The organism is Streptomyces sp. NPDC088766, assembly GCF_044750845.1.
Lineage (GTDB): Bacteria > Actinomycetota > Actinomycetes > Streptomycetales > Streptomycetaceae > Streptomyces.
On sequence record NZ_JBIVKQ010000009.1, the window covers coordinates 19,594 to 34,027 of the forward strand.

Genomic DNA, 14,434 nt, shown 5'->3' on the forward strand with positions numbered 1-14,434 from the left:
GGTGATACTGCCTTGTCCTGAGTGCGGTGCCAACGGCTTGGCAGGGGTCTGTTACCGGGGGTTACGTACCGGCGGTCACGCCGGGGCCGGCAGGCCGACGCCGACGACCTCGCCGATGACGATGACCGCGGGGGGTCTGACCTCCTGGGTGCGGACCGTCTCGGCGACCGTCGTCAGGGTGGCGTCGACGCGGCGCTGGGCCGCCGTCGTGCCCTCCTGGACGAGCGCGACCGGGGTGTCGGCCGGCTTGCCGTGCGCCATCAGCGTCTGAGCGATCTTCCCTATCTTGTCGACGCCCATCAGGATCACCAGCGTGCCGGTGAGCTTGGCGAGGGAGGGCCAGTCGACCAGGGAACGCTCGTCGTCGGGGGCGACATGGCCGCTGACCACGGTGAACTCATGGGCGACCCCGCGGTGGGTGACCGGAATGCCGGCCGCACCGGGGACGGAGATCGAGCTGGAGATGCCGGGAACCACCGTGCAGGCGATGCCGGCCTCGGCAAGGGCCTGGAGTTCCTCCATGCCGCGGCCGAAGACGTACGGGTCGCCGCCCTTGAGCCGGACGACCGACTTGCCCTGCTTGGCGTGCTCGATCAGCGCGTTGTTGATGGCCTCCTGAGCCATGTACCGCCCGTACGGAATCTTCGCGGCGTCGATCACCTCGACGTGCGGCGGGAGTTCGGCGAGGAGGTCGCGCGGGCCGAGGCGGTCCGCGATGACGACGTCCGCCTCGGCGAGGAGGCGGCGGCCGCGGACCGTGATCAGGTCGGGGTCGCCGGGGCCGCCGCCGACGAGGGCGACGCCGGGGGTGCGGGTGCGGTGGTGGGGCGCGACCAGGGTGCCGTCGCGCAGGCCCTCGACGACCGCGTCGCGGATGGCCGCGGTGCGCCGGGGGTCGCGGCCCTTGGCGTCCGTGGTCAGCACGGCGACGGTGACGCCCTCGCTGTGGCCCGTCGCGGGGGTCCAGGCGGTGGCCTCGTCGGCGTTGTCGGAGCGCACGCACCACACGCGGTGGCGCTCCGCCTCGGCGGAGGCGGCGGCGTTGGCGTCGGGGTCGCTGGTGGCGATCAGGGCGTACCAGGCGTCGGCGAGGTCACCGAGGGTGTAGACCCGCCGCTCCCAGGTGATCTCACCCGCGTCCGCCATCGCCTCGACGGAGGGGGTCGCCTCCGGGGACACGAGGAGGACGTCCGCGCCCGCGGCGATCAGGGCCGGCAGACGTCGCTGGGCGACCTGGCCGCCGCCGAGGACGACCACACGGCGGCCGGTGAGGCGGAGGCCTACGGGGTAGGCGGGGTGTTCGGCCATGAGGGGCGGCTCCTCGAACGGGCGGAGGCGGGCGCTGCGGCTCTGGAGCGGCCCTGACGTGCGCATTTTAAAGGTGCGTTCAGCGTACGGCGGGGCCGGGGCCGGGGGCATGCAGGAGCGCATGCCCGCCGACCCCGGGGGCGCCCTACTTCTCGGTCACTCCCGCCGAGTCGAAGGTCGCCACCTCGTGCATCGCCCGTGCCGTGCTCTGGACCAGCGGAAGGGCCAGCAGGGCGCCGGTGCCCTCGCCCAGGCGGAGGTCGAGGTCGACCAGGGGGCGCAGACCCAGCTTGTTGAGGGCGGCGACGTGGCCGGGTTCGGCGCTGCGGTGGCCCGCGATGCAGGCCGCGAGGACCTCGGGGGCGATCGCGCGGGCGACCAGTGCGGCGGCGCCGGCGCTCACCCCGTCCAGGATCACGGGCGTGCGCAGGGACGCGCCGCCCAGCAGGAGGCCGACCATCGCCGCGTGTTCGAAGCCGCCGACGGCAGCGAGGACCCCGATGGGGTCGGCCGGGTCGGGCTGGTGGAGTTCCAGGGCGCGGCGGACGACCTCGGTCTTGCGGGCGAGGGTCTCGTCGTTGATGCCGGTGCCGCGGCCGGTGACCTCGGCCGGGTCGGCGCCGGTGAAGACCGAGATGAGGGCCGCGGAGGCCGTCGTGTTGGCGATGCCCATCTCGCCCGTGAGGAGGGCCTTGTTGCCGGCCGCCACCAGGTCGCGGGCGGTCTCGATGCCGACCTCGACGGCCTGCTTGGCCTCCTCGCGGGACATCGCGGGGCCGGTCGTCATGTCGGACGTGCCCGCGCGGACCTTGCGGGGCAGCAGGCCGGGGGTGGCCGGGAGGTCGGCCACGACGCCGACGTCCACGATGCAGACCTCGGCGCCCACCTGGTTCGCGAAGGCGTTGCAGACCGCGCCGCCGCCGAGGAAGTTGGCCACCATCTGCGCGGTGACCTCCTGCGGCCAGGGGGTGACGCCCTGGGCGTGCACCCCGTGGTCGCCGGCGAAGATCGCGACGGCCGCGGGCTCCGGGATCGGCGGCGGGCACTGGCGGGACAGCCCGGACAGCTGCGCGGAGATGATCTCCAGCATGCCGAGCGCGCCGGCCGGCTTCGTCATGCGCTTCTGCCGTTCCCAGGCCTCGCCGAGCGCCTTGGCGTCCAGCGGGCGGATCCCGGCGACGGTCTCGGCGAGCAGGTCGTGCGGGTCCTCGCCGGGCAGCGCGCGGCGGCCGTACGTCTCCTCGTGGACGACCCACGACAGGGGACGGCGCTTGGCCCAGCCGGCCTGCATCAGCTCGGGCTCCTCCGGGAACTCGTCGACGTACCCGACGCAGAGGTAGGCGACGACGTCGAGGTGCTCGGGCAGGCCGAGGGCGCGGACCATCTCGCGCTCGTCGAAGAAGCTGACCCAGCCGACGCCGAGGCCCTCGGCGCGGGCCGCCAGCCACAGGTTCTCCACGGCGAGCGCGGAGGAGTACGGCGCCATCTGCGGCTGGGTGTGGCGGCCGAGGGTGTGGCGGCCGCCCCGGGTCGGGTCGGCGGTGACGACGATGTTCACCGGCGTGTCGAGGATGGCCTCGATCTTCAGTTCCTTGAACTGCTTGGCCCGGCCCTTGGGCAGGGACTTCGCGTAGGCGTCCCGCTGCCGCATCGCCAGCTCGTGCATCGCGCGCCGGGTCTCGGCGGAGCGGATCACGACGAAGTCCCAGGGCTGCGAGTGGCCGACGGAGGGCGCGTGGTGGGCGGCCTCCAGGACGCGCAGCAGCACCTCGTGCGGGATGGGGTCGCTGCGGAAGCCGTTGCGGATGTCCCGGCGCTCGCGCATGACCTTCAGGACGGCCTCGCGCTCGGCGTCGTCGTACGCGGGGGCGGCGGGGCCGGTGGACTCCCGTACGTCTTCCACTGCGGCCGTGCTCTCTTCCTGGTCGGCGGCCCTGGTGTCCGGGTCCTCCGGGTCCTCCGAGTTCTGCGCGGCCTGCGGGCCGGGCTCCTGCACGGGGTCGGCCTCCACGACGGCGGGGTCCGGGGCGGCGGGGTCCGCTTCGCGGGGGGCGGGGAGGTCCGCCGACGGGGCGACGGCGGGGGGCGGGGCCGGAGACGCCTCGGCCACGGCTGCCTCGGGCGCCGCTGCCTCGGGCGTGGCTCCCGGGGTCACCGGCTCGTCGGCGGGGAGCACGAGGGCGTGCGGCGGGGTGGGAGCGAGGTGCGGGGTGGTCGGCACCGTGCCCTCCACCGGCACGAACTGGCCCAGCGGCTGGGACTGCGGGGAAGGGGCGGGCTCGGCAGGCCGGAGGGCGGACACGGCGGGGGCGGCAGGCGTCGGGTCCGCCTGTGGTGCGTCCTGGGCCGTCGCCACGACGGGGCCGGAGGCGTCCGGGAGCCGGGACGCGGGATCCTCCGTGAGGTGGACGGGGTCCTGCGGGTGCTCCTGCTGCGGGGCCGGGCCGGGGTGGACGTCCTGCGCTGGCTGGGCGAGGAAGGCGTCCAGGGCGGACTCGCCGGGCTGGGGGTGCTGGACGCTCGGGGCGGGCTCGGCGGTCGGTTCCGTCTCGGCGCGCTCCGGGGCCGACTGCTCGGGCTCCGGCTGCTGGGCCGCCTGGTGGCCCGGCAGCTGGACAGGGGCAGGCTCGGTGAGGACGGCCTCGGGGGCGGGCGCCGGGGTCTCGCCGGCGGGGGGAACCGGGCCGGGCACGACGACGTCCGGTGCCGGGGTGGGGGCTTCCGGCTCGGGCGCGGCGGTCACCGGCTCGGGCGCGGCGGCCACCGGCTCGGGCAGCGGCGTGGCCGCTTCCGGCGCGGGCTCGGCTGTCTCCGGGGCGGCGGGCGCCTCGGGGGCGGCGGGCGCGTGCTCGGGCACCTGGCCCTGGCCAGGAGCGGGCACGGCTCCGGCTGCCTGGGGAGCGTCCGGGGTCGGGTCGGCCTGGGGCTCCTGCGCGGGATCCGGCGCGACGACGGCCTCGGGCGTCTGGGGAGCTTCCGGAGCCTGCGGAGCGACGGGCACGGCGGCTTCCGGGACCTGAGGAGCGACGGCTTCGGCGGCTTCCGGAACCTGAGGAGCGACGGCTTCGGCGGCTTCCGGAACCTGCGGAGCGACGGCTTCGGCGGTTTCCGGGACCTGAGGAGTCGGCGCGACCTCGGCGGCGGGTGCCTCGGGAGTCGCGGTGGGCGCCGGAGCACCGGGCGCCCGGACGGCCTCGGGGGCCGCCGGCACCTCCGCGGGCGCCTCGGCCGCCTCGACGGGCGGCGCCGCCTCGTCGGCGGGGACCGCGTCCGCGTCGGGGGCCCGGGAAGCGTCGGGCCCCTGGGGAGCCTCGGGCGCCGAGGCGTCCGGCGCGGGCCCGGTCACCTGTGCCACCGGCTCCGGGCCCGGTCCGGGCACGGCGTCGGCGGTCCGGGCCGGGTCCGCCGGCTGCGGCACCGGGGCCGTGGGCACGGCCGCGCCGGCGTGCGGGGGCTCGGCCGTCTCCGGTGTCCGGTGCGTCCGCGTGAGGTCCTCGGGCTGCGGCGCGCCCGTCTCCGAGGCCAGGCGGGCCATGACCGCCTGGGCCGCGCCCCGCTGCTCGGGCTGCTGCCGGGCAGCCGGGGCAACCGTTTCCACGGGGGTCGCCCCCGGGGCGACCGGCGCCTGGACGGCAGGCTGCGCGCCCCACGGCGCCGCGCCCTGCGGAGGCATGTCGCGCAGGTGCGGGACGTCGAGGTACTCCGGCCCGGAGGCGGGCGTGCCCGGGTGGCGTACCGGTGCGCCCGCGGGGCCGCGGTCGGCGAGGGAGCGGACCGGGCTCGCGGAGGTGTCGGGGATGGGCGGGCCGAGGTGCAGGGGGCGGCGCGGTGCCGCGGGCGGCGCCGACGGGTTCGGGAGGCGGACGGCACCGAGGTCGACGGAGCCGGTGTCACGGCCCGCCGTCTCGTGCGGGCCGGGTTCGTGCACCGCCTCGACCACGGGCTCCGGCGCGGGCGGCGCCACCTCGTTGCCCCAGGCGCTCTGGGCGCCGGGCAGCAGCAACAGGTCTTCGTCCTGGGCGGTGGTCTCGGAGAGGTAGGTGTACGCGCCGGGCGCGGGGACGCCCTGCTGATCCACCATGCCTGCGTTCTCCGGCAGTCCCTCGCCCGGAACCTGGCCGGTGTCGGTCATGCGTACCCCTCGCCCATCGGTTAGTGCTCCTACGACCAGCTCACCCGGAACGGCGCACCGACCGCCCCGTAGTGAAGAACGAGCGTCCGCGCCCAGCGGCACGAACGACCCGCCCGGAAAAGACGACAAAGCCATTCAGTGGCATTGTCGCGGCCGTTGCCGCGTCGCGACAGCTTGATCCGCGACGCTCCGCTGTGGACTGCGCCACGTTGCGCGCCCTCAGGTTCTGCCGTACCACACCCACCCCGAAACAGACGCGTTTCCCGGACATCGGCCGACGAAAAGCCGGGTGCCCGAATGCGGTACGACGATCGGCCAGCCTACCGCGCGCGGTGGGACGACAGGATCACGGGGAGGACGGACCGGGTCGGTCCGAACGGTCCGGCAGAACCCCGCTGAGCAGGAACGCGACACTCCGCTCGGTCTCCGTCCAGGCCCGCGTGTCGAGTTCGACGGACTGGACGAGCGCGCACTGGACGCGGTAGCCGTGCTCGGTCAGGTCGCGGCCGACGAGTTCGGCGGCGTCGCGGGTCATGGCGTGGGTGACGATGCGCTGCGGGCGGCGGTCGGCGACCGCCGAGACGACGGCCGCTCCCCCGCCGCCGACGCGGACGACGTCCGGTTCGGGCAGGTCCTCCAGGACGTGCGGGGCGGTGCCGCGGACGATCTGGAGCTGGACGCCGAAGCGGCGCGCGGCGGCGTCGGTGCGGGCGCACGCCTCCAGGGCGCGGTCGACGGCGATGACGGCCGCCCCGGCCCGCGCGGCCTCGGTGGCGAAGGCGCCGCTGCCGCAGCCGATGTCCCAGACGAGGTCGCCCACCCGCGGTCCGAGCCGGGCGAGTTGGGCCGCCCGCAGCAGCTCCGCCTCCCCTTCGCCCAGTCCGCCGCCGTACTCCCCGGCGGGCAGGGTCCAGCCGCGGGGGCCGGTGCCCGGGTCTCGCCCGGCGATCCAGCCGCCGTCGCCCGCCGGCGGCGCGCCGGTGGTGCCGCCGATGACGATGACGACGTTGGGGTCGCGCCAGGTGTGGTCGGCGGCCTTCTCGGAGGTGACGACGCTGACCTGTTCGCGGTCGGTGCCGAGTTCCTCGCAGACGACGAAGGTGCGGTGGACACCCTCCATGAGCAGTCCCAGCTCGGCGGGGCCGGCACCGGGTGAGGTGAGGACGGCGACCTTGGGATGGGCCCGGCACACGTTCACCGCCCGGCGCAGGGTGCGTCGGTGTGCGACGACCACCTGGGCGTCGTCCCAGGGCATGCTGGCGCGGGCGAACGCGGCGGCGACGGAGGATACGCCCGGGACGACCTCGACCTCCAGGCCGAACTCGGGTGCGCGCAGGGTCCGTACGACACCGAAGAAGCCGGGGTCGCCGTCGGCGAGGACGACGGCCGTGCCGCGGTGGCCGGCGATGCGGCGGGCGGCGAGGGCGACGCTGCCGAGGCGGATGCGTTCGGCGGCGGGGGGCACCTCGGGCAGTGCCAGGTGGTGGGCGGCACCGGCCACCAGGGTGGCGGCGCCCAGGGCCGAACGGGCGGCGGCGGTCAGCGGCGAGCCGTCCCAGCCGATCACCGTGACACGGTCGGCCATCGTCGTCTGTCTCCCGTGGGTCTGCGCGGCTGGCGGGGCTCCGTGAGAGTACCTGGTCGCGCGGGGCGGGCGGCGGCGGCGCCGCGCCCCGGGGTCAGTTCCAGTCGCCGTACGACGGGTAGCCGCCGCTCTCCGTGAGGTGCTCCCCCGCGCCCTCGATGTCCTCCGGGAGGAGGCTCCACACGATGAAGTCGGTGCGCGCCTCGCTCCAGGTGCCGTCGTCGGCGCGCACACGCGCTATGCAGGCGCCGCGCAGGACGCCCTCGCTGATACAGCCGATCTTCTGCGCGACCTGCTGCGAGGCGGTGTTGTCGGCGGCCGTGCGCAGCTCGATGCGTTCGAGTTTCTGGTCGGTGAGCAGCCACTGGGCGGTGGCGAGCGCCGCCTCGGAGGCGTAGCCCTCGCCGCGGGCCCAGGGGGCGATGATGTACGACAGTTCGGTGGACCGTACGTGCCAGTTGGTCCTGCCGAGCTGGATGACGCCGACGAGCCGCTGGGTGAGGAACTCGGTGACGGCGAGGTCGAGTCCGCGTCCGCAGGCGCGTTCGGCGGGGGCGTACTCGGTGATCCAGGCGCGGGCGTTCTCGGCGGTGAAGGGCTGGGGGACGGAGGTCCAGGCCGTGACCTGTTCGTCGTTCATCATCTCGGCCAGTGCGGGCACGTCGTCCTCGTCGAGGGGACGCAGCACCAACCGCTCCGTGCTGATGGAGATGTTGGGGAAGGTGCTCGTCATGCGCCGCTCCGTAACCTTCGAAACCGTCAGGGTCCGACCTGGTTGGCCGTCAGGCCCGCTGAACTGCTCAGCATGCAGCATGAAAGCACCGGGTCGCACCACGGGGTCCGCACCGGCCGACGGTGCGGACCCCGTGATGAACTTGTTCGTGTACGTCAGGACTTGACCGGCGGAACGGAGCCCGGACCCGCGTCAGAAGGACGCGATGACGGAACCGGCGTACTTGTCCTCGATGAACTTCTTGACCTCGGCAGAGGTGAGGAGCTTCGCGAGCTTCTGCACGCGCGGGTCGTCCTCGTTGCCCTCCTTGACGGCGAGGAAGTTGCCGTAGGGGTTGTCCGTCGCGGACTCCAGGACGAGGGCGTCCTTCGAGGGCTTCAGGTCGGCCTCGATGGCGTAGTTGCCGTTGATGACGGCGGCGTCCACGTCGTCCAGGGAGCGCGGGGTCTGGGCCGCCTCCAGCTCCTTGAACTTGAGGTTCTTCGGGTTCTTGCTGATGTCGGCGGGGGTCGCCGAGTTGCCCGCGCCGTCCTTGAGCGTGATGAGGCCGTTCGCGGCGAGCAGCTTCAGGGCGCGTGCCTCGTTGACGGTGTCGTTCGGAACGGCGACGGTCGCACCGCTCTTGAGGTCGTCGACGCTCTTGAACTTGTTGGAGTAGAGGCCGAGCGGCTCCAGGTGGACGGTGACGACGGGCACGATGTGGGTGCCGTTCTTCTTGTTGAAGTCGTCGAGGTAGGGCTGGTTCTGGAAGTAGTTGGCGCCCACCGAGCCGTCTTCCGTCGCCGTGTTCGGCGTGACGTAGTCGGTGAACTCCTTGACCTCCAGGTCGAGGCCCGCGTCCTTGGCCAGCTCGTCCTTGACGAAGGTGAGGATCTCGGCGTGCGGGACGGGGCTCGCGGCGACGATCAGCGGGCCGCTCGTGTCGACGGAGCCGGAGCCGGAGCCGGAGTCCTTGTCCGAGCCGCACGCGCCGAGCCCGAGGGTGAGGGCTCCGACGGCGAGGACAGCGGTGGTGATCTTGGCGGTGTTACGCACGAAAAGTGCCTTTCCTGAGGTGGTGCGTCCCCGCGGTGGGTGTGCGGGGGGAACAGAGGGGGGTGGTGTGGGCGGGGCGGGTGCGGTCAGCTCTTCCTGACGGCGTCGGTGGCGACCGTGCCGGGGAGGACGCCGCGCAGCGGCCTGAAGAGGAGCAGCGGGCCGCCCCTGCCGGTGCGCCGGTGCAGGGAGCGGGCCGCGAAGTCGCCGCCGAACTGGAGCAGGGAGATGACGACGGCCAGGATGGCGACGGTGATCCACATCAGGCCGGTGTCGAAGCGCTGGTAGCCGTAGCGGATCGCGATGTCGCCCAGGCCGCCCGCACCGACGGTGCCCGCCATGGCGGAGTAGCCGATGAGGGCGACGACGGTCGTGGTGGTGCCGGAGATCAGGGACGGCAGCGCCTCGGGGACGAGGACACTGCGGACGATCTTCCAGGTGCTGCCGCCCATGGACTGCACGGCTTCCACGAGTCCGCTGTCGACCTCCCGGACGGACATCTCCACCAGGCGGGCGAAGAAGGGGATCGCGCCGATGGCGAGCGGCACGATGGCGGCCTCGCGGCCGATGGTCGTTCCGGTCACCCAGCGGGTGAAGGTCATCAGCGCGACCATCAGGATGATGAACGGCATCGAGCGGGCGATGTTCACGACCTGCCCGATCACCTTGTTGGCGACGATGTTCTGCAGCAGGCCGCCCCGGTCGGTGAGGACCAGGAGGATGCCGAGCGGAAGGCCGCCCACGACGGCGATCAGCGTGGACCAGCCCACCATGTAGAGGGTGTCCCAACATGCCTGCTCCAGCAGGGGCTGCATCGCCGAGAATTCAGCCCAGGTCACTTGGCACCGTCCTTCACCGGCTGGGGCCGCTCGTCGGCGGTGCCCGGCACGTCGATCTGGAGACCCTGTTCGCGCAGGAAGCCGATCGGCACCACGTTGTCCTCGTAGCGGCCGGGCAGTTCGATGCGCATCCGCCCGACCTGGAGGCCGCCGACGGTGTCGATGGCCGCGCCCAGGATCGAGATGTCGATGTTGTAGGTGCGCGACAGCTGGGAGATGACCGGCTGGGTCGCGGCCTCGCCCTGGAAGGTGACGTCGAGGACGGTCCGGTCGCCGCCGGTCGCCTCGCCGCCCACCGGGAAGAGCGCGGCGGCCAGCTGGGAGCCCGGCGTGGCGAGCAGCTCGCCGACGGTGCCGGACTCGACGACGCGGCCGCGCTCCATGAGCGCCGCGGAGTCGCAGACCGACTTCACCACGCCCATCTCGTGGGTGATGAGCAGGACCGTCAGGCCCAGCTGTCGGTTCAGGTCGCGCAGCAGCTGGAGGATCGAGCGGGTGGTCTCCGGGTCGAGGGCGCTGGTGGCCTCGTCGGAGAGCAGCACCTTGGGGTCGCCGGCGAGGGCGCGGGCGATGCCGACGCGCTGCTTCTGGCCGCCGGAGAGCTGGGCGGGGTAGGCGCCCGCCTTGTCGGCGAGACCGACGAGGTCGAGCAGTTCGAGCGCCTTGCGGGAACGTTCCTTCCCCGATTTTCCGAGGATTTCCAGCGGCAGCTCGACGTTGTCCCGCACAGTGCGCGACGACAGCAGGTTGAAGTGCTGGAAGACCATGCCGATACGGCTGCGCGCCTCGCGCAGTTCCCGGCCGGCGCGCGGGCCGCGGCCGGCGAGGGCGGTGAGGTCCTGGCCGGCGACGGTGACCGTGCCGGAGGTGGGGCGCTCCAGGAGGTTGACGCAGCGGATCAGCGAGGACTTGCCGGCGCCGGACTGGCCGATGACGCCGTACACCTCACCTTCGCGGACGTGCAGGTCGACGCCGTCGAGGGCGGTGACCTCACGGCCGCGCGAGCGGTCGGCCCCGTAGATTTTCGTCAGGCCCGTGGTGGTGATCACGTGGGTTTCCGTCACTGTCGAGTGCGCGGGCGTGGGTGTGCCCGGGCACGGATGCATTCGGTCAGGGACGCGACACGGTTCTCGCGATGGCGATGGAACCGGGGGAGAACATGTGCGCGATGGGTCTCCCCGCGCCGTCCAGGCAGCGGGGGGTGCCTCGTCACGTACTCGGGGCGTACGGACGTGCCACGGCGTCTCGCTTCGGGGCGCGAGCTCGGGGTGGTGCGGGGGCCCTCTAGAAGGCGCACATTCGACACGTACAACGAGCACCGGGCGTCATGGTCGCCTCGGTCGCAAGGGTGCGGCTGCTCGTCGTGGTCATGCGATCAGTAAAGCAGACCTACGGTCCTGACAAAGCCCGGTCGTCCACATGCTGGACAAGCGTGGACAGCGCGTCCACGCGAACGGAGCCATCCGCTCCCCCACCCCTGACCAGTGCGGACAAGCAGGACAGGGTCTTCTCGCCCCGGCCGGACCCGGCTCCGCGGTCGGGGCGGGCTGTGGCCAACGCCACGGTCGCCGGCCGGGTCCGGCTCGCGGCGCGGGCCCGGCCGCGGGGGCCGCATACGGCCGTAATAAGGTCACTGCATGCTGGATGCCCTGACACTGACGACCGGTGTCGCCGCGCTGCTGCTCGCCGCCTGGTGCGGCTGGGCGGCCTACCGTGACCAGCCGACGAAGGACTGGCACTTCATCGGGATGGCCGTGGTCTCGGTGCTGGCGCTGGTCCAGCTGGTCGTCGGGATCGTGCTGCTGGCACGGGGCGAGGACCCGGCGCAGGGCACGACGATCTTCGTGGCGTATCTGCTGGGCGCGTTCGCGTGCGTTCCGGCGGCGGGGTTCATGTCGCTGGCGGAGCGGACCCGGTGGGGTTCGGTGACGGTCGCGGCCGGCGGGGTCGTGCTCGCCGTCCTGGAGGTGCGCCTCCACGACATCTGGGGAGGCTGAGGTGACGGCCGTCAAGGAGAAGCCGGCGCGGCTGATCGGCGGGCCCGGTCTGCTGCTGGTCTGGTTCTACGGCGTGATGGTGGTCGGCGCGGTGTCGCGGTCGGCGTACCAGATCGCGACGGAGTTCGACCGGGCGCCGCTCGCGTACGCGCTGTCCGCGGTGGCCGGTCTGGTGTACGGCTTCATCACGTACTCGCTGGTACGGGGCGGGGAGACGGCGCGCAGGGCGGCGCAGGTGTGCTGCGCCGCCGAGCTGGCGGGTGTGCTGGCCGTGGGCACCTGGACCCTGGTGGACCCGGACGCCTTCCCGGACTCGACCGTGTGGTCGGACTACGGGATGGGTTATGTGTTCATCCCGGTACTGCTGCCCCTGACCGCTCTCTTCTGGCTGCGGAAGGCGCGGCGGGCGGGCTGAGTCCGGGCCTGTCAGGCCGTGGCGGCGAACTCGTCCGCCGACTTCTCCAGGACGATCATCGGGACGCCGTCCGAGCCCTGGGACGTGCCCACCGTCCGGTAGCCGACCCGGCGGTACAGGCGGAGGTTGCTTTCGCTGCGGTGGCCGGTGAAGAGGCGGAACCTGGTGGCGCCGCGCTCCTCGGCAAGCGCCGATTCGGCCGCGCGCAGCAGCCTCGCGCCGATGCCGTGCCCCTGGAGGCGGGGGTGGACGCAGAGCCTGCCGATGGAGGCCGCGCCGTCCTCGGTGACCGTGCCGCGCACCGAGCCGACGACCTCCTCGCCGAGCCGCGCCACGTAGACGCAGTCGGAGGCCAGCTCCTGCCGGACGGAGTCGAGGGTCTGCACGAGGGGGGCGATGCGGTAGTTGCCGTACAGCGCCGCCTCGCCCTGGAAGCACAGGTATTGAAGCCTGAAGATCTGCTCGGCATCCTGCTCGGTCCCCACCGAGATGATCACGCTCATGCCCATGTGCGCACGCCTCCCGCTCACCTGATCGCCTGTGGTCCTACACTCCTATCCCCGCACTCCACGGGCCGCAACCTCCGGTCGGAGCAGACGCCGCAGACATGCCAGACATCTGGAACGTTCCGGTCCGAGACTTCCCTGTGAGATACCCAACTCCCCCGCGATCTCGCGGTACGTGAGGTCCTGCGGCGACAGCAGGACGTCCAGGAGCCGGGAGCACCGGGCGGGCAGCCGGCGCACGGCCTCGCGCAGCGCGCGGTGGCGGGCGGCGGTGAGGGCGATCTGCTCGGGGCCGCGTTCGCCGTCGTCGGCGAGGTCGGCCGGGTCGGCCGGGTAAGGCCGTTCCCGCCGGGCGGTACGACGGGTGCGCCGGGACTCGGCGCGGACCGCACGGCGCAGCCAGCCCTGCGGGTCGAGGGGCGGGCCGTCGGTGGCGAGGTGCTCCAGGAGGCGCAGCCAGACGGCCTGTTCGAGGTCGGCGGGCTCGGTCCCGGTGGCGTGCGCCTCGGCGTCGGCCTCCGCCGTGAGCAGCGGGCGCAGGGCGGCGAGCATGTCGTACGTCATGTGCGGCACGACGCGGCCGCCCGGGGACGGGTTGCCCGGGCGGTCGGTTGTCACCCCGACGGGGTCAGGAGCCGTTGACGAAGTCCTCGCGGGCGAGGCGGCCCGTGTCCGGCTGGTCGGTGAAGACACCGTCGATCCCGGTGGCGAAGTAGGCCTTGTACGCGCCGAACACGTCGCCGTAGGCGTCCGGGCCGGTGCCCTTGCGGAAGTTCGCGGGCAGGAAGGGGTTCTCGTTGCGCATCGTGTACGGGTGCAGGATCAGGCCGGCCGCGTGGGCGTCCTCCACCAGGGTGGTCGGCGTGGTGAGGTTGCCGGCCGCGTCCTTGGGGACGACCAGGTCGAGGGTGGGGCCGATCCCCTGGGCGTAGCCGGCGATCTCGCGCAGGCCCTCGCGGGTGACCAGGTCGGCGACCGTGCGCGGGTCGCCGGTCTCGACGAAGTCCCAGGGGCGGGTCGTGGCGCCGGAGAGCAGGACGACGAGCGGGTTGCCGACCATCCTGTCCAGGCGCTGGATGCTGGTCGGCTCGAAGGACTGGAGGATGACGGGCGCGTTCCCGCCGTCCTTGCCGTGCCTGCGCAGCAGCCTGGCGACGCGCTCCTCCAGGTTCAGGCCGAGCTTGCGGAAGTAGGTGGGGTGCTTCAGCTCGGGGTAGATCCAGACCTGCTTGCCGCGCTTGCGGGTCTGCTCGTCCTGCCAGCGCAGGACCTCCTCGAAGGTGGGGATCTCCCAGCGGCCGTTGTAGAGGGTGTTGTGGGGGCGGTTGGCGGGGATGCGCTCGCTCGCGCGGAGCGTCTTCAGCTCGGCGAGCGTGAAGTCCTCGGTGAACCAGCCGGTGGTGGAGACGCCGTCGAGGAGCTTGGTGGTCCGGCGGTCGGCGAACTCGGGGTGGCTCGCGACGTCCGTGGTGCCGCCGATCTCCGGCTCGTGGCGGCAGACGAGGTGACCGTCCCTGGTGGGGACGAGGTCGCCGGCCTCGACGACGTCGGCGCCGAGGTCGAGGGCGAGCTGATAGGAGCCGAAGGTGTGCTCGGGACGGTATCCGCTGGCGCCGCGGTGGCCGATGATCGTCGGCACGGGGAGGCTGCGGATGCCCTTGCCGGCGGGCCGCGCCCCGGTCGCGCCCGCGGTGCCGGCGAGGCCCAGGGCCGTTCCGGCGGCGCCGAGCGCGACGGCCGCGCCGAGGAACGCCCGCCGTCCGGTTCCGCCCGCGTGGGGGCTCGAGTTCTGCGACTCCTGCGAATCCTGCGAATCCTGAGTCACCATGGGGGTCCTCCTGCCGTCGGCTCGTCCCGTGCGCGCCGATCGTAGGTGCGTGGACA

12 protein-coding genes are annotated in these 14,434 nt (G+C 73.4%); 2 read left to right on the plus strand and 10 right to left on the minus strand.

Annotation, left to right across the window (positions count from 1 at the left end):
* Window positions 1-75 precede the first annotated feature (75 nt).
* The 7 genes from cobA to ACIP5W_RS14620 form a co-directional block, all read right to left on the minus strand.
* Window positions 76-1,308: a uroporphyrinogen-III C-methyltransferase gene (gene cobA / locus ACIP5W_RS14590; RefSeq protein ID WP_401472011.1), complete on the minus strand. Its 1,233-nt coding sequence runs from the start codon at window positions 1,306-1,308 to the stop codon at window positions 76-78.
* 145 nt (window positions 1,309-1,453) lie between these two features.
* Window positions 1,454-5,440 (minus strand): nicotinate-nucleotide--dimethylbenzimidazole phosphoribosyltransferase, encoded by a 3,987-nt coding sequence (gene cobT / locus ACIP5W_RS14595; protein ID WP_401472014.1) that lies wholly within the window; start codon window positions 5,438-5,440, stop codon window positions 1,454-1,456.
* A gap of 346 nt (window positions 5,441-5,786) precedes the next feature.
* A complete protein-coding gene (cbiE, locus tag ACIP5W_RS14600) occupies window positions 5,787-7,025 on the minus strand; it encodes a precorrin-6y C5,15-methyltransferase (decarboxylating) subunit CbiE (RefSeq protein ID WP_401472017.1) in 1,239 nt (412 codons plus the stop codon).
* A 94-nt stretch (window positions 7,026-7,119) separates the two neighbouring features.
* Complete coding sequence (locus tag ACIP5W_RS14605; RefSeq protein ID WP_401472020.1) at window positions 7,120-7,758, minus strand: GNAT family N-acetyltransferase; 639 nt, start codon at window positions 7,756-7,758, stop codon at window positions 7,120-7,122.
* 192 nt (window positions 7,759-7,950) lie between these two features.
* On the minus strand, window positions 7,951-8,793 hold the full coding sequence (locus ACIP5W_RS14610; protein WP_401472023.1) for a MetQ/NlpA family ABC transporter substrate-binding protein: 843 nt from the start codon (window positions 8,791-8,793) through the stop codon (window positions 7,951-7,953).
* A gap of 86 nt (window positions 8,794-8,879) precedes the next feature.
* A complete protein-coding gene (locus tag ACIP5W_RS14615) occupies window positions 8,880-9,632 on the minus strand; it encodes a methionine ABC transporter permease (protein WP_401472026.1) in 753 nt (250 codons plus the stop codon).
* On the minus strand, window positions 9,629-10,681 hold the full coding sequence (locus ACIP5W_RS14620; protein WP_401472029.1) for a methionine ABC transporter ATP-binding protein: 1,053 nt from the start codon (window positions 10,679-10,681) through the stop codon (window positions 9,629-9,631). The genes ACIP5W_RS14615 and ACIP5W_RS14620 overlap by 4 nt, the downstream gene beginning before the upstream one ends.
* A gap of 588 nt (window positions 10,682-11,269) precedes the next feature.
* On the opposite strand from ACIP5W_RS14620, the gene ACIP5W_RS14625 reads away from it, so the two are divergent.
* Both ACIP5W_RS14625 and ACIP5W_RS14630 read left to right on the plus strand, forming a co-directional pair.
* Window positions 11,270-11,629, plus strand: coding sequence for a hypothetical protein (locus tag ACIP5W_RS14625; RefSeq protein ID WP_401472032.1), 360 nt, complete (start codon window positions 11,270-11,272; stop codon window positions 11,627-11,629).
* 1 nt (window position 11,630) lies between these two features.
* Window positions 11,631-12,044: a hypothetical protein gene (locus ACIP5W_RS14630; RefSeq protein ID WP_401472035.1), complete on the plus strand. Its 414-nt coding sequence runs from the start codon at window positions 11,631-11,633 to the stop codon at window positions 12,042-12,044.
* A gap of 11 nt (window positions 12,045-12,055) precedes the next feature.
* Here the strand turns inward: ACIP5W_RS14630 and ACIP5W_RS14635 are convergent, their stop codons facing one another.
* The 3 genes from ACIP5W_RS14635 to ACIP5W_RS14645 all read right to left on the minus strand — a co-directional run bounded on the left by ACIP5W_RS14635 (window position 12,056) and on the right by ACIP5W_RS14645 (window position 14,378).
* Window positions 12,056-12,553 carry a GNAT family N-acetyltransferase gene (locus tag ACIP5W_RS14635; RefSeq protein ID WP_401472037.1) on the minus strand — a complete coding sequence of 166 codons (498 nt, stop codon included), beginning with the start codon at window positions 12,551-12,553 and terminating at the stop codon, window positions 12,056-12,058.
* 45 nt (window positions 12,554-12,598) lie between these two features.
* A complete protein-coding gene (locus ACIP5W_RS14640; RefSeq protein ID WP_401472622.1) occupies window positions 12,599-13,114 on the minus strand; it encodes an RNA polymerase sigma factor in 516 nt (171 codons plus the stop codon).
* Window positions 13,115-13,178: 64 nt separating this feature from the next.
* Complete coding sequence (locus ACIP5W_RS14645) at window positions 13,179-14,378, minus strand: glycerophosphodiester phosphodiesterase (RefSeq protein WP_401472040.1); 1,200 nt, start codon at window positions 14,376-14,378, stop codon at window positions 13,179-13,181.
* Window positions 14,379-14,434: the final 56 nt, after the last annotated feature.

Excerpts from the sequence above, each read along its gene's own strand:
- ACIP5W_RS14640 (WP_401472622.1), bottom strand. The coding sequence starts at position 13,114 with ATGACGTACGACATGCTCGCCGCCCTGCGCCCGCTGCTCACGGCGGAG.
- cobA (WP_401472011.1), bottom strand. The coding sequence starts at position 1,308 with ATGGCCGAACACCCCGCCTACCCCGTAGGCCTCCGCCTCACCGGCCGC.
- cbiE (WP_401472017.1), bottom strand. The coding sequence starts at position 7,025 with ATGGCCGACCGTGTCACGGTGATCGGCTGGGACGGCTCGCCGCTGACC.
- cobT (WP_401472014.1), bottom strand. The coding sequence starts at position 5,440 with ATGACCGACACCGGCCAGGTTCCGGGCGAGGGACTGCCGGAGAACGCA.
- ACIP5W_RS14625 (WP_401472032.1), top strand. The coding sequence starts at position 11,270 with ATGCTGGATGCCCTGACACTGACGACCGGTGTCGCCGCGCTGCTGCTC.
- ACIP5W_RS14605 (WP_401472020.1), bottom strand. The coding sequence starts at position 7,758 with ATGACGAGCACCTTCCCCAACATCTCCATCAGCACGGAGCGGTTGGTG.
- ACIP5W_RS14645 (WP_401472040.1), bottom strand. The coding sequence starts at position 14,378 with ATGGTGACTCAGGATTCGCAGGATTCGCAGGAGTCGCAGAACTCGAGC.
- ACIP5W_RS14635 (WP_401472037.1), bottom strand. The coding sequence starts at position 12,553 with ATGGGCATGAGCGTGATCATCTCGGTGGGGACCGAGCAGGATGCCGAG.